Origin of the sequence: Lactiplantibacillus dongliensis (assembly GCF_005405105.1) — a bacterium.
Lineage (GTDB): Bacteria > Bacillota > Bacilli > Lactobacillales > Lactobacillaceae > Lactiplantibacillus > Lactiplantibacillus dongliensis.
Map to the genome: position 1 here is coordinate 29,097 of NZ_BJDK01000031.1, position 15,421 is coordinate 44,517.

At 46.8% G+C, this 15,421-nt stretch carries 10 protein-coding genes and 1 pseudogene; 2 read left to right on the forward strand and 9 right to left on the reverse strand.

From position 1 onward, the window contains the following. Positions 1-5 precede the first annotated feature (5 nt). The gene (locus tag FFM80_RS11140; RefSeq protein ID WP_137640864.1) at positions 6-1,295 is read right to left on the reverse strand and encodes a glycoside hydrolase family 125 protein; all 1,290 of its coding nucleotides are present in this window, start codon (positions 1,293-1,295) and stop codon (positions 6-8) included. Between the two features lie 147 nt (positions 1,296-1,442). Here FFM80_RS11140 and FFM80_RS11145 point away from each other — a divergent pair, with 147 nt between their 5' ends. Then, a complete protein-coding gene (locus FFM80_RS11145) occupies positions 1,443-2,504 on the forward strand; it encodes a GntR family transcriptional regulator (protein ID WP_137640865.1) in 1,062 nt (353 codons plus the stop codon). Between the two features lie 5 nt (positions 2,505-2,509). Further along, positions 2,510-4,648: a GH92 family glycosyl hydrolase gene (locus tag FFM80_RS11150; RefSeq protein ID WP_137640866.1), complete on the forward strand. Its 2,139-nt coding sequence runs from the start codon at positions 2,510-2,512 to the stop codon at positions 4,646-4,648. Between the two features lie 792 nt (positions 4,649-5,440). On the opposite strand, the gene FFM80_RS11155 is transcribed toward FFM80_RS11150, so the two are convergent. The 8 genes and pseudogenes from FFM80_RS11155 to FFM80_RS11190 all read right to left on the reverse strand — a co-directional run. Beyond that, a complete protein-coding gene (locus FFM80_RS11155) occupies positions 5,441-6,913 on the reverse strand; it encodes a response regulator transcription factor (protein ID WP_137640867.1) in 1,473 nt (490 codons plus the stop codon). Then, positions 6,888-8,636, reverse strand: coding sequence for a sensor histidine kinase (locus tag FFM80_RS11160; RefSeq protein ID WP_171001092.1), 1,749 nt, complete (start codon positions 8,634-8,636; stop codon positions 6,888-6,890). Before FFM80_RS11160 ends, FFM80_RS11155 begins: the two co-directional genes overlap by 26 nt. A 97-nt stretch (positions 8,637-8,733) precedes the next feature. Beyond that, the gene (locus FFM80_RS11165; protein WP_171001093.1) at positions 8,734-9,351 is read right to left on the reverse strand and encodes a DUF624 domain-containing protein; all 618 of its coding nucleotides are present in this window, start codon (positions 9,349-9,351) and stop codon (positions 8,734-8,736) included. Positions 9,352-9,508: 157 nt separating this feature from the next. After that, the gene (locus tag FFM80_RS11170) at positions 9,509-10,981 is read right to left on the reverse strand and encodes an ABC transporter substrate-binding protein (RefSeq protein ID WP_137640870.1); all 1,473 of its coding nucleotides are present in this window, start codon (positions 10,979-10,981) and stop codon (positions 9,509-9,511) included. Positions 10,982-11,127: 146 nt separating this feature from the next. Continuing rightward, a complete protein-coding gene (locus tag FFM80_RS11175) occupies positions 11,128-12,048 on the reverse strand; it encodes a carbohydrate ABC transporter permease (protein ID WP_137640871.1) in 921 nt (306 codons plus the stop codon). Positions 12,049-12,059: 11 nt separating this feature from the next. Next, a complete protein-coding gene (locus FFM80_RS11180) occupies positions 12,060-13,067 on the reverse strand; it encodes an ABC transporter permease (protein WP_223876792.1) in 1,008 nt (335 codons plus the stop codon). Between the two features lie 555 nt (positions 13,068-13,622). Then, positions 13,623-14,504, reverse strand: a complete 882-nt coding sequence (locus FFM80_RS11185) for an ROK family protein (RefSeq protein ID WP_137640872.1) — start codon at positions 14,502-14,504, stop codon at positions 13,623-13,625. Positions 14,505-14,515: 11 nt separating this feature from the next. Then, positions 14,516-15,358 (reverse strand): annotated as a pseudogene (locus tag FFM80_RS11190) (ABC transporter ATP-binding protein); the annotation flags it as partial. Positions 15,359-15,421 lie beyond the last annotated feature (63 nt).

Below are 15,421 nucleotides of genomic sequence, written 5' to 3' on the forward strand. Positions count from 1 at the left end.
TTTAATCACCTTTCGATTTTAAACCCTAGCGTCGTTAACAATAATTCGCAATACATCATGTTGGCCCAGGAGAACCATTCGCGGGTAAAACGGCGGTCGTCATTGACATCAAAGGATTCATGCATCAAATCCGTCCCGCCAGTCGTTTGAACCAGGGTCTGTAAGGCCTGTAATTGTGGTCCGGCCGCGCGCGTCGTTAAGCCTTCCATCACAATCGCAATCGGCCAAATATAATTAACCGGCGTATGCGGACTGCCTTGGCCCGCGGCTAGCTTGCCACTATAGTAATAGGGATTTTCTGGACTCAATAAGGTCTGCCGCGTGCGCATGTAGTTATCGTCGAACAAGTCACAATAACCCAGATACGGCGCACTCAACAGGCTCGGCACATTGCCGTCATCCATTAACTTAGCATGGCCTAAGCCGTCAACTTCATAGGCATAGACTTGTTCGCCATTGGCATTCTGCGTATAGCCATACGTTTCAATGCCAGTGCGAATTTCTTGTTGTAACTTTTTAGCCGTCGCAACAATCGTCGGTTCATCCAGGACACTGCTAAAAATCTCTTGCAAATATCCCAGAATCACCACGGCAAACATATTGGCGGGAACGAGATACCCGTATTCACAAGCATCATCACTCGGCCGAAAACCAGACCAGATCATTCCCGTCTCGGCCACCGGAGTCCCTCGACCGTCTCGCACCAATGAATCTTCGGGACGGTCTTTGGTCCGCACAAAGCGATATGGCGAACGGTCATGATGTTGTTCGACGGCAAAGGTCCGCAGTAGCGCCCGCACCCCATTGACAAAGGTCGCATCAAATTGTTCAGTCACGCCGGTATTGCGATAGAGCAGATATGCTAACTGAACGGGATAACACAAAGAATCAATCTCAAACTTGCGTTCCCAGATCCAAGGACCCATCTCAGTCTGATCGCTTTGATGGCCTTGACCGTTAGCGGTTTCATTAAAAGCATTGGCATACGGATCCAATGTCATATTAAAGAATTGCCGTTGGACGACGCGGGTAATCAAATCCGCAATACCAGGATGTTCCCGGGCTAATACAAGATAAGGCCGTACCTGGGCCGTCGAATCGCGTTGCCACATCGCCGGAATATCCCCGGTCAAGATAAAGGCCCGCCCGGCAGCATCATCTGAAATCGTCGTCGCTAGCGTATTTAAAAACGTCTGCTGAAAAACCTGCCCATAACGGGGGTCCAAGTCTTGACTCAACTGGCTAATCTTAGCCACAAAAGCGGTCACTTGGTCGTCAACATAATTGGTTGTCATCTGCTCACCTCATTATTTGATATATCATTTTCCGTTATTATAGCATGTGTTTAATAATTGTCTATATCAAATGCACTCGTTTTACTTTCCTTTTACCCGCTTAAATGATATATTAATGGCAATCAAGGACAACGGAAGTGAGGAACCATGCCAAAAAATGAACCGCGTTATTTAAAAATTTATCATGATTTACAGCAACAAATTGCCAACGGTCAGCTCCAACCAGATGAACAATTACCAACCGAACTGCAGCTGGCCAAAACGTACGCCGTCAGCCGAATTACGTCTAAGCGGGCCTTAACCGAACTAGAAAGTCACGGTCTAATCTATCGCCAACAAGGTAGCGGTAGTTTTGTGCAACGCTTACCACAAACCCAAACCGCACAACAACTACTATTAGTCTTGCCATTTCCAACGGATGCCGGACTCGGCGACTATGCGTCCGGCGTTAGCCAAGCAGCCACTGCGCGCGGTTATCAGACCATGACGATGGATACGGAGAACTTTAACCAGCTGAGCCTCCGGGACTTACAGACCCAATATGCCGGAATTATCTATTTAACTCAGAACTTGTACGCCGATGCGGAACGACTCTACCAATTAAAGCTAGCCCATTTACCGATTGTTTTATTGGATAAACAATTTCCAGAACTCGGATTGCCAGTAGTGGCTGCCGACAATTTTACTGGCGGACAATTAGCTACTGAACACTTAATTCAGCTACAGCACACGCAAATTCTGTTTTATGCGCAAGCTGAATCCGTCTTACCGAGTTCCGTATACGACCGTTACTTCGGGTATTTAACGGCCTTGCACGCTGCTAAGCTGACCCCACCGGCACCGCTTGCGCAACTGGCTGACTTGAATCAATTCACCCCGGGACAGTGGGTGCGCTACCTTAAGGATCATGCCATTACCAGTATCGTCGTCGAAAATGACCTAACCGCGATCAAACTGATGAACGCGCTACGTGATACCGATCCCGCGTTATTTCAACGCCTATCGATCGTCGGCTTCGATAATATTCAAGCGGCCAGCTTAACATACCCGGCCTTAACGACTGTCGCCCAAGACTTTCAAGGGATGGGCGCTAAAGCTGTTGACCGGTTACTACAGCCAACCACGACTGACATGCTCATTAAACTACCTGTTACTTTAATCCCACGTGATTCCACCAAACCAATGGTGCCCTACTCAAAGGAGGACTAGGTCTCATGCACATCGACCAACTTGATATTCGCCAAGGAACCGCCAACTCGCCCCATCGGTCAAACGGTAATTGCCTACCATACGTTGGCGTGCCAATGGGAATGAACTACTATGTCGCCCAGACTAATGGCGCGGCCAATAGCTGGTTTTTCCAACCAACTGATTCCCAATTTGAAGGGATTCGCGTGACCCATCAGCCCAGCCCTTGGATTGGCGACTACTGCCACTTTTTAATCACCGCAGTACAGTGGCACGATCCCCAAACCAATCCCGACTTTACTGGCAACTACCAGCCAGACCGGGCAACTTTCCAAGCGAATTATTTAGCAATCTACGATGACCACTTTAATGTTCACAATGAACTGACACCGACCACTTACGGGGCAGCATTACGCTACCGCTTTGATCGTCTGTTAGCGGAACACCATGGCCTACAGATTCAGCTACCCGATGACGGCGGCTTTCGACTGATCGATAATCATATTCAACTCTATACCGCGGACTATCATGGCGGCGAAGACCCGAACCTAACGATGTACGCGGAACTTAGCTTACCAGCCATTGATATTGCCCACTCTGGCTACTATGATGACCAAGGTACTTGGCAAACGACAACTGAAGCGACCGGCCACCAGTTGACCCTTTTAGTAGCCACGCCAGCCATCGACTTTGACGCGCGGTTAGCCACGTCGTTTATTAGCGCTGAACAAGCGAGTTTAAATCTCAGTCGGATTAGCCAGCGGTCATTTGGCCAGCTTAAAAATGAAAGCGCCAACCGTTGGAATGATTACTTAGACCGGGTCAGCGTTCGTGATCATCATGCAGCGGTAGTGCAAACCTTTTATACTTGTTTATACCGTTTATTCCTCTTCCCGCAACGGTTTTACGAAATCGACGCTAAGCGGCAATCAATCCATTACGATACGACGGCTAAAACGGTCAAGCCCGGCATTTTATATACCAATAATGGCTTTTGGGATACGGCTAAATCCGTTTACGCCCTCTTTTCAATCTTGGCGCCCGAACTCTTACCCAAATTCTTACGGGGCTTTTTGACATCGTATCAAGAAACCGGCTTTTTACCCCGCTGGCTGGCACCGGATGAACGTGGGATGATGCCGGGGAACTTAGTGGACTCCATTATTGCGGAATGCGCTAAAAAAGGCCTCGCTACTGACTTGCTACCGGAGCTGCTGACAGCCATGATTGACAGCGATACTAAGCCCGCCGAAAACAGCCGTTACGGTCGAACGGGGGGCGCTGACTATGATCAGTACGGTTACTTGCCCGCTGATCAATATCCAGAAAGCGTCAATCGCACGCAAGACTATGCTTATAGCGACTACTGTATCGGCCAAGTTGCGGCCGTGTTAAAACAGCCGCAATTGGCACAGACCTATTGGCAGCAGTCAAAGCGTTACCTGAACTTGCTTGATAAGCAAACGGGCTTCTTACGTCCTAAAAATACTGATGGCAGCTTTAAAGCCAACTTTGCGCCGGACCGTTGGGGTGGCGATTATACTGAAGGTAGTGCCTGGCAAAACAGCTTTAGCGCCTTTCATGATATCGATGGCCTAATGACGGCAATGGGTGGTCCTGACAAACTCGATGCCCAATTAACTGCCCTATGTAACACCCAACCGACTTATCAAATCGGCGGGTATGATATGGTCATTCATGAAATGACTGAGATGGCCGCCGTTGATTACGGCCAGTTAGCCATCTCTAATCAACCAAGCTTCCACCTCCCGTATCTCTTCGCCTTAGCTGGGCATCCAGAAAAGACCCAAGTCGTGGTTAAACAATTACGCAAGTTATTCGACGCTTCGGTAACTGGCTTTCCTGGTGATGAAGATAACGGCTCAATGTCAGCTTGGTTCATCTTTGCTTGTCTGGGCTTTTATCCCGTCTGCCCCGCTGACGCCGAATATGTCTTAGGCCTGCCTGCGTTCGATGAAGTGACATTACATCTCGCTGATCACGATCTGACCTTAACGACCGCTAACAATCATGACCACAATAATTTCGTCCAACAAGTCACGCGCGATGGACAAGCATTCCAGGCGACCACAATCAGTCATGCTGATTTAATGGCGACTCAACACTTGGCAACTCGGCTGGGATTAGTGCCAAATACACGCTAGATTTTCTTTGTTACTTCGAGTTAGCTAGCGTAAATTTGCCACTCTGGTTGGGCCAGAATCGGCTGGAACGTGGTGGCCACGTTTTCGAGCCACAGTGCGGTCTCGAAAGCCGGGCTTTGACTAAGCTGAGAAAACCACTCAACTAAGTCAAACGGCACCACTGAGCCAATTCTGGCCCGCCCGACGCTAATTCGCAGTGACTTAAAAATACTGTTTAATCATGTTCAACCGGTGACTTTTACTTAGTTATTGGTCTCTAAAACATTCAGCCGTATCGTTGGTTTTAGTGTAAGTAGTCCACTTGTAATTAGGTCAAGACCGGTTTTGAAAATTTCATTTGCCGTCTCAGCAGTTTAAAGAGCGACCGCTAAGGAGCAAATTCAACAGATACCCAACGTCTTAATTCACTAATTTCGAACAATCTAAAAGCGACCAGCCCAACGATATCATTTTCGTTAAGCTGGTCGCTTTTAAGAGGTTACGATTAAAATTCAAAAGATAGCTCAATACCAAATACACCATCATCGTAATGGCCGTATTTCCAATATATTCTACTATTTCTAACTGATTAAATAATCACTCAAACCAACTTTAGTCGTAGTGACCAGCCGGTTCGCCGTGTCGAATCACTTGAACCGGTGAACTTCCGGTTTTAGTGATTGGGCCAGCTTGTTAGACGTGGCTTTCGGCTAACAAGTGCCCTGCAGACCGTTTTTCGGCTGCAGGTCTGCCCCACCGCGAATCGGCTGGTCAACGGAGACGGACATCTATCGACTAGTCTAACAAGTAGTATCACACCGGCCGTCGCTGATGTTGTTGCCGGTACTCTTTCGGTGAAATATCACAAATCACCCGGAAGTTTTTATAGAAATAACCACTATTAGTATAGCCGATTGCCAACGCAATGTTATTAATGCTTTCATCCGTTCGCGCCAACATCGACTTGGCTTGGTCAATGCGATATTGATTCAAATATTTTGAAAAGCTCGTATGCACTTCTTTTTTGAATAATTGGCCTAAATAAACTGGATTAAGGTGCAACCGCTCGGCCACTTGTGTCAACGATAAATCATGCGCATATTCTTTAGCTACGATATCGACGACTCGATTAATATTCTGCGAAAAGACATACTGCTGCTTGGGTTCATAGTCCGCAATCAAGGTTGTCAGACAGGTCTCTAGAACCGCCATGGTGGGCGCTTCATCAATCGCGTTCAATTGATCTTCGTAGGCGCGATTACTGAATGATTGATAATTACTAATCGCATTCAAAATGAGAAACGCAACTTGCCGCGCATATGAAGGTACCACGTGTTCAGTAATGAGTTCGGCAAAAATTGCCTGAACTAATTTCGTCATTAACGCTTGATTCCCCACTGCCAGTGCTTGTTTAAATTCATCGAGTGACACCTTCGGAATCTCAGCTTGCCGCAGCCATTCGGTCCGGGCTGAACCGGATAGAAACGGTGCCTTTTCTTCATAAAACTGGTACAGTTCCGCCAACGTCTGGGCTTGTTCCAGACTTTCACTCAAGCGACCCAGTTGATTCACCCGCTGGCCAACCGTAATAAAGGCGGTCCCGGTAATGAGCTGGTCAGCTTCCAATTGTCGAATAAATTGATTCAGTAAAATATGGGTTCCCGCAAAACAAATGATAAGTTGGTCGGCAGCCGGATAATATAACCGTTGCGCCTGGGCATCGCAGGCTGCCATTAATGGCGCCATCGCTGGCACCACGTTACAACAGACCACGGTAAATTCATGTTGATCAGTGGGAATCCCAGCGCTAGTTAACAATTGCGCGGTTTGTCCAGTGGTTAAATCACCGGCTACTAGCCGTTCAGTCTGCATTTCGACATAATAATGCTGCGTTGCTTGCTGTTGTTGCCGTTCGTCCAATCGCTGCTTGACCTTAGTTAAGATTGTCGTCAATTCGGTCGCACTCACGGGTTTCAATAAGTAATCCATCGCGCCTAGACGCAAAGCGGCTTTGACGTAATCAAACTCTTGATAACCAGAAAGGACTAAGACCACGGGTGGTTGTGGTAACTGCTGTAATTGTTGCATCAGTTCAATTCCGGTCATCTCTGGCATCCGTACATCGGTAATCACTAAGTCAATGACCTGTTCCCGGGCGACTTGTAACGCTTGCTGCCCATTACGCGCCGTCTGAACAATCGTAAACCCCAATGCGGTCCAGTCGACGACCTTAGTCATCCCTTTTAAAATCATATATTCATCATCCACGATCATGACGCGTTGCATCGGTTGTCCCCCTCACAAAAGTTAGCATCACCGTCAGTCCGCCTTGTTGGTTCCGAGTCAGCGTCATCGTCGCACGCTCCCCAAAGTAACCTTGTAGCCGTTCATACACATTGCGCAAACCAATCGAGGTCCGTTCGCCGGTCACTTGTTGGCTTTTGATCTGGGCCTGAACGGTTGCTAGTTGCGCCGCTGACATCCCCCGACCGTTATCTTGAACTTGCAAGTAGACCCGCTGCTGACCATCTTGCCAAGCTTTGACACTGACCACATTATCGGTCCGTAAATAATCAATTCCATGCGCAAAATAATTCTCGACTAACGGTTGCAAGATAAACTTTGGAATCGTCAGGTCCGCTAATATTGGCGCCAATTGCAATCCATACGCGATTTGGTCAGGAAAACGCATCTGGTACAAATAAATGTATTTCTCGATAAATTCAGTTTCTTTGGCCAACGTAGTCGTGGGCGATTGATCGGTATTGTTCCGTAATAACGCTGCAAATGCATAGACCACCTCTGCCAGTTCATTTTGATCCTCCGCAACCGCGTACATTCGAATATATTCCAAAGTATTGTACAAAAAATGCGGCTGGATTTGCGACTGCAGGGCCTTCATATTCGCATCGCGTTGCTCGATCTCTAACTGATAGATCTGATACACATAAGTGTTGATTTCATCCAGCATCTGATTAATTCCCGTCGCCATTATCTTCAAATCGCCAGATTGTGCGGGCACTTTTAGTCGCACTGCCAGATCACCTCGACCGACCAACGCCATCGATTGAATCATTTGTTGCAGCTGGAGGCGATACCGCCGAAATGTCAGCCATAACCCGCCAAATAAGATGACATCAATCGCTACCGCTTCAGCCCCTAACGTCCAGTTTTTAAGCCGTTGCTGCTGCCGGACAACCGCCCGATCAGTCATCGCCACCAAGATACTGCCATCCGCCAACTTACTAGTGCGATACCGATACTGTTGGGCAAACGCGGCTGAGCCGGACGCTTGCCGGCCAAAGGTGCGTTGTACCCGGCTGACCGTCTGGCGTGCTGATCTTGCTGTCACCTCACGGCCATGAAAGTGGTAGCTGGCTTGACCAGTCGGTGTTAAGGCCAGCACTTGCAAGTTAGCGCCACGGTTCAACTTGTTAAGTGCCGTAGTTAAGGTCTGCGTCTGATACGTCAACGTCAAGGTACCATAACCACGTAAATTGGCATTATCCACAAATGGATAACTAAATTGAAACCGTGGCCGTGAGCTCACGCGGCGCATGGTCTTATAACCGCCTGGCGTCTGTCGATCCGCAACAAAACTAGTCTTGAAATCGCTCATTGTGATTCGGACTTGTTCAATCGTTGGATTGCTCATTAAAAGCTGCAACGTCTCATCTGGCAAATAATAAAAAGCTTCATGATTAGAGGTCGTCTGACTATACGTCAAGTAAGCAGCGGGATTTAACTCAAAATACTTGTTCAGATTTTTGACCTGACTGCTCGTACTAGTCAGATGCTGGCCTAATTCATGCACCTCGCGCGCATTGGCCGTCACTTGATCGGCGACTTTGTCTAAGCCATTCGTGAGACTCGCATCGATGGCGCGATTATCATTGGCAGTTGTCGTGGTCCCCATATAAAGCGCGAACAGCCCGATCACGGTACTCAAAAGGACGGCGTAAGTCGCCATTAATTGTGAAAAATTATAATTACGCCGCCATTTGAACATTGACCCCCAACTCCTCATTTAAACTAACAATGACTGCCTGGTGCTACTATCGTCGCTCTGCTTGAGCCAACATTTTAGCAACCAACCGGCGGCAACTTTAACGATTACCAAGCGCTAACTGCGTCTGTAATTGCTGGTACCATTGCCGACTAATAAAGGTCGTCCAGATCAAAACTAACGGCACCGTCCCAAACAAGATCAAACCCGGAAATTTATACGTGACAACCACGATGATTCCGTAGCCACCAATGGTTTTTAACACGTTAAAGAAATTGCTAAAAAATTGCATAACCGCTAACTTCAACAAATCACGCGGCTTGGCCTGATACGCACCAGCTAAGATAATTAAGTTATTGAACACACAACTAAATAACAAAATCGCAAAGATTAACACAAAGTCTAAAATCAAAAAGCCAATTCCCCGCAACTGTACGGCTAACCAGAGATTCATCAGTAACAGGCCTAGGAGCACCGCACCACTATAAAAATAAACATTGCCCGCTTTGAAATAACGTTTGAATAAGTTAGTGGCCGCTTTAACCGTGTCCAACTGATAACGCCAGCCGTTGTGATGATATAAATCACTAATCATTAATAATGCCGGTCCGATACCGAATAATCCTCCACCAGCGAAACTGAACAACCAAAATAACAAGCTGAGTTTAATAATCGTATAACTGCGAATAAACGCCTTTTGCAAGCCTGTACTAATCATTATCATATCCCCTTTAGCGTGTCTTGTCGCCAGTTTTCGGCAACCTTTAATAACATTATCATCAATCACACTAATTATTTACACCAGTAAAGACGCTCGCATTTTTTAGATGCGCGCGTCTTTAGGTTAAATCATGTGTGGGCTACTAGTCGCAGCGCTATTGTTTGGCTAAAAATTCTGTATATTGCTTCTGTAATAACTTTTGAACTTTGTCATAACCGGCACCTTTTAACGCTTTATCCATCTTCTTGATGGTTGGCTTTGGATCAGAAGTCCCGGTATTCAAGCCGTCGATATATTGATTCATGACGTTTTGAATATTGGTAATTTCAGTCTTCACACTACTGGTATCGGGGGTAAATCCAAGTAATGGTGAGGACTTAGCCGCCTTAATACTGGTATCCCGTTCTTTGATCATCTTGTCCGTAATCGCATCGGTCGTATAGAGATTCTTGTTGTTCCCAGTCATCCAGGCGCCCATTTGGTTCGATGGATCATACTTAGACGTTAACTTAATCTTATCCGTACCGGTCTTCTTGAAGTCAGTGCCTTCCGCACCCCAAACTAACCCATTTAACAAAGTCTTATCCGTGTTGATTAGGCCTAAGACTTTAACAGCTAGTTCTTTATGTTCAGAACCATTACCAACCACCCAGTCAAAGACTTGTGATTGCGACAAACTCTTCAATGGCACCGTAATTGCTTTGGATTCGATTGCGTCTTTCTTACCCGCAGTGTTGTTCAACTGGAAATCACCATAATCGAATGGGCCTTGCGTTTCTTGGCGCGCGAACCAGGTATTGCTGGCAATTGGATAGTCGGTATTGCTAGTTGCCGCATCTTGAGAAATATAGCCTGCTTGGTAATACTTATGCATCGCGGCTAAGCTAGACTGCATTTGCGCCGTATCATATTGGTTCACAATCTTTTTGCCGTTAGCGCCCTTGCTAATATCAACGGCAAATGGCAAGGTATTACCGAGTGGATAGTCAAAGTTGGACTCGACTTTGAACCCTTTACCCGCAGCTAAAGCAACGGTGTGCTTATCCTTTTCATGGAACGCTTTTAACGCACTGTTCAACGTTTCGTATGAGTTCACTTTGCTGATATCAATGTTATATTTGTCGACAAACTTTTTATTGAACGAAATCACTTGGGTTGAATAAACGTTGGCATTTACTGGTACCGCATACAATTTACCGTCGATCTTATTCCCTTTAATATAAGCAGAATCAATCTGCTTGTACGCTTCCGGGGCATACTTCGGTAAGAGCTTAGTCAGATCAGCGTAAGCACCCTTTTGGGCATTAACCGCATAGTTATCGGCCTTAGCGATATCGTAATGTTCCCCAGAAGAAACGATGACCGACATTTTTTGTGAATAATCGCCCCAACCAATATACGTAATCTTTAATTTGGCATTCGCTTTTTTTACTAAAATTTTGTTCGCCCGTTTGATCATCGCATCGTATTGTTTCGGTTTATCCCCGATTTGATACATCGTTAACGTAGTGGGCCCCTTAGAACTTGAACTGCTTGATGATGATTTATTGTTGCCGCAAGCTGATAGTGTGATTGCTAAACCAGCTGCTAACCCCGTAATTGCAACGACCTTTTGCCATTTTGCCATTTTATTTTCGCACCTTTCTTGTGTGTGTAACTGTGACTGACCTAACTTTTTGGTTGTGTTTTGATGACTGCAACGTGTTTGGTAAAGCTGGGGGATCCGCTTGCTGGGCAATGCTCAACTCTACCCCGCTTTGCCGCTCGCACTACTTATTCTTTGACCCCACCAATCGTCAAACCCCGAACAAAATACTTCTGGAAGAATGGGTAGCTCAACGCGATCGGCGCTACCGAAATGACGACCATCGCCATTTGAGTGGCTTCTTTGGGAATATTCGAAAGTCCGGTTGCGTACTGTGCCCCTTGCGTTGCATTTTGCGACAGCATTTGAATATTGGATTGAATCTGCATTAGCAAGTATTGTAACGGTACTAAGCGTGTGTTTTGAATGTACAGCAACGCGTTGAACCAATCGTTCCAATACCCTAAAGCCGCAAATAAGCTAATCGTGGCAATCCCCGGTACCGCTAATGGTAAGACGATTTGGCAGAAGATCCGCATTTCACTGGCGCCATCAATGCGGGCTGCTTCGATAATTGATTCGTTCACTTGCCGTTTAAAGAAGGTTCGCATGACGATAATGTTGAACGGGCTGACCGCCATCGGTAAGATCAAGGCCCATAACGTATCTTTGAGTTGTAGCAAGTTCGTCATGACGATGTAGTTCGCTACCATCCCGGGGGTGAACAACATCGTAATCAAACAAAATAACGTGAAGAACCGGCGATAACGGAAGCTTGAACGCGAGATTGAATACGCGTAAGTCGCGGTAAACGTGGCATTAATGGCCGTTCCCAAAACGGTCACTAACAACGTCACGCCTAAAGCGTTCAGTAATTTACCACTCATCCGGCTCAGGTATTCATACCCTGCCATACTCCATTGGGCTGGCCAGAATTGATAGCCATTCGTAACCAAGGAGTGTTCACTTGAAAATGAAATGACGATAATGAAGATCAAGGGTAGTAAACAAGAGATGGCAAACAAGGCCACCAAGATGTTAAAACAAAGGTTTGCGCCGGGACCAAATGAGCGAATCTCAACGGTTGAAATTTCTTTTTTACGCCACATTTGCGTCCCTCCTAGAATAGTGCGGATTCTGGATCAACCCGCCGTACGATAAAGTTACTGGTCATCAACAGGATGAAGCCGACTAATGATTGGTATAAGGCTGCCGCACTCGACATCCCAATATCTCCGGTCGCCGTTAACCCGTTGTAAATATACGTATCCAGCACTGACGTGACATTATACAAACTACCTGAATTTTGTGGGACTTGGTAGAACAGTCCGAAGTCCGCCCGGAAAATATTCCCAATGGCTAAGATCGTCATCAAGGTCATCAACGGTACTAACGCTGGTAACGTCACATTCTTAATCTGTTGCCACTTGTTAGCGCCATCAATTTCCGCCGCTTCGAACAAGGTCGGATCAATACTCATCGCACTGGCAAAGTAAAGGATACTGTTATATCCAATCCCTTTCCACGTCCCAACGAAGAGCAAGATAAACGGCCAGAACTGTGGCGCGTTGTACCAACTAATCGCTTTACCGCCATTACCGGTAATCATTGAGTTCAACAAACCTTGGTTCGGGCTTAAGAACGCATAAACGAAGTAACTAATAATGACCCATGATAAGAAGTACGGCAGTAACATCGACGTCTGGTAAACTTTGGTTAACCGCCGATTACGCAACTGACTCATCACAACGGCAAAGAAGACCGAGATGATCAAGTTCAGTGAAATAAAACCGAGATTATAGAGCACGGTGTTTCTCGTAATGACCCAAGCGGCATTCGATGAGAATAAGAATTCAAAGTTCTTAAACCCAACCCACGGGCTACGCGCCAGACTCGCCACAAACCCGTTCGGATCAAATTGAAAATCTTTGAACGCAACCACGTTGGCAAACACTGGAATGTAGAAAAAGAAAATCATCCAAATGGCACCAGGAATCACGAACAGTAATAAGGGGGTGTTATCACGGACACTGTACCAGAAGTTTTGACGGTTCTCTTTTTTTCGAGCCGCCTTTTCTTCCGGCGTTTCCGGTTGAACAGTAGGCATCTCAGGTTCTGGATTCGGCATCTTCCCCCACTCCTTTCTTAATTTAACAAGTGTATTGTAGCGCTTACAACTGAACTGAAACTAGACATAAAGTTAAGGCCTTTATCTATATAATTAAGGTTCACTTTTGCCGCTCCCAAATACTTATCATAGTTGTTGATTGATCGTCTCCGTTGACCAGCATGTTCGCGGTGGGGCAGACCTGCAGCCAAAGTGCGGTCTGCAGGGCACTTGTCAGCCGAAAACCACGTCTAACAAGCTGGCCCAGACACTAAGACGGGAAACCACCGCTCTAAGTGTCTCGACACGGCGAACATCCTGGTCACTACGACTATGATTGCGGTGCTCATACAACTTTTCTTCAAACAACAAAATTGTATTAAACCAGTCGTTACTCATGGTGTTAATTAGCGTAGGTTGGGCTGGATGATGCTCAGTGGTGAAATTTGACTTAGCCGAGTGGTTTACTCGGGTTAGTCAAAGCCCGGCTTGTGAGACCGTCCTTTGGCTCGCAAACGCGGCCACCACGTTCCAGCATCAATCCAGACCAACCGGAGCGACAAGTTAAGGAACCCCTTAAGCCCCAACCGTTTGGCCGGAATCAATCAGGTCTTTTGCCAGTAATAGGCAACCCGTTAAGCCAGCATCATCGTTTAACGCAATCCGCTGAATGTAATTGTTCAAATCCGGGGTAGTCGTATAAGCGGCCAGTTGGGACTTAAATGCTTGGCGAATCAATGGAAATAATTGCTCCTGATGCATGACGCCACCGCCAATCACAATCCGATCGGGCGAATAGCTCAATGTGTAATTCACACAAGCTTGCGCAATATAATCTGCTTCTAACTCCCAGACAGCCGGATCAGCCGCTAAGGCTTGGGCTGGCTGTCCAAAACGCTGTTCTAACGCCGGACCCGAAGCTAAACCTTCTAAACAATCGCCGTGGTAGGGACAAACGCCAGAAAAATCGTCATCAGCGCGATGATTGATAAAGATATGTCCGGCTTCCAAATGATTGAAACCTTGTAAAAAATGCCCCTGATAAATGACGCCGGCGCCAATCCCCGTGCCAACCGTGAAATAAACTAAGTTTTCCACATTTTTAGCCGCGCCTAAGCGATATTCACCATAAGCCGCCACATTCACATCCGTCGTCCAATAAATAGGAATGTTCAAATGCGTGCGCATATAACCTAGAAAATTCACATTTTCCCAACCAGCTTTGGGCGTTTGCGTAATATAGCCAAAGTCTCGGTGTTGGGAATTAACCCCAATCGGGCCAAATGAACCAATCCCGATAGCGTCAACTGGATGTTCCTGAAAGAAGTCAACGACCGCCGCCAACGTTACGGCTGGGGTCGTGGTCGGAATTCGTGATTGCTCACTAATCTGACCGGTCTCGTCGCCGATGCCACAAACAAACTTCGTGCCACCTGCTTCAATTGCACCTAATCGCATCGTTAGCCCTCCTATTCGATTGTTAGTTGTGACTCAGGATCAAAGAAATGCGCCTTACTCATCTCAAAGGCCATCTTCACCGTGGTCCCTGGTTCGTGATAATCCCGTGCATCCACTTGAGCAACAAACTTACTGTCACCAATCTTGGAATACAACATCGACTCGGCCCCTAAGAGTTCCGAAACTTCCACTTCGGCGTCAACCACGGCATCGGCCATCGCCTGAATCGCAATCTGTTCCGTATGGATATCTTCTGGCCGAATCCCAACAATAATCGGCTTACCGTTATAGCCCTTTTCAACTAGTCCTTTGAGCTTTCCTTCTGGCACCGCCACTACCAAGCCAGCGTCATTGATAACTTGCCCGTCGATAAGCTTGGCATTAAAGAAGTTCATCCCCGGCGAACCGATAAAGCCCGCCACGAATTGATTGACCGGTTCGTTATATAACTCACTTGGGGTTCCAATCTGTTGTACGACGCCGGCCTTCATAATCACAATCCGGTCAGCCATGGTCATCGCTTCAACTTGATCATGGGTCACGTAAATCATGTTCGTTTTCAAGCGTTGATGCAGCTGTGCAATTTGCGTCCGCATCTGGACCCGCAACTTAGCATCTAAGTTAGACAACGGTTCATCCAGCAAGAACAACTTGGCATCCCGGACAATCGCCCGGCCCAACGCAACCCGTTGCCGTTGTCCACCTGATAGCGCGGCGGGTTTACGATCCAGATAATCTTCCAAGCCTAAAATTTCAGCGGCATTTTTAACCCGCTTGTCGATCTCGGCTTTATCCTCATGCTTGATCTTCAGTCCGAACGCCATATTGTTATAGACGTTCACGCTTGGTGCTAGTTGATTTGGTTTATAGTATCCACTAATAAGCATTGTTCTAGCCTAGCTTGAAAGCCTCTTGCT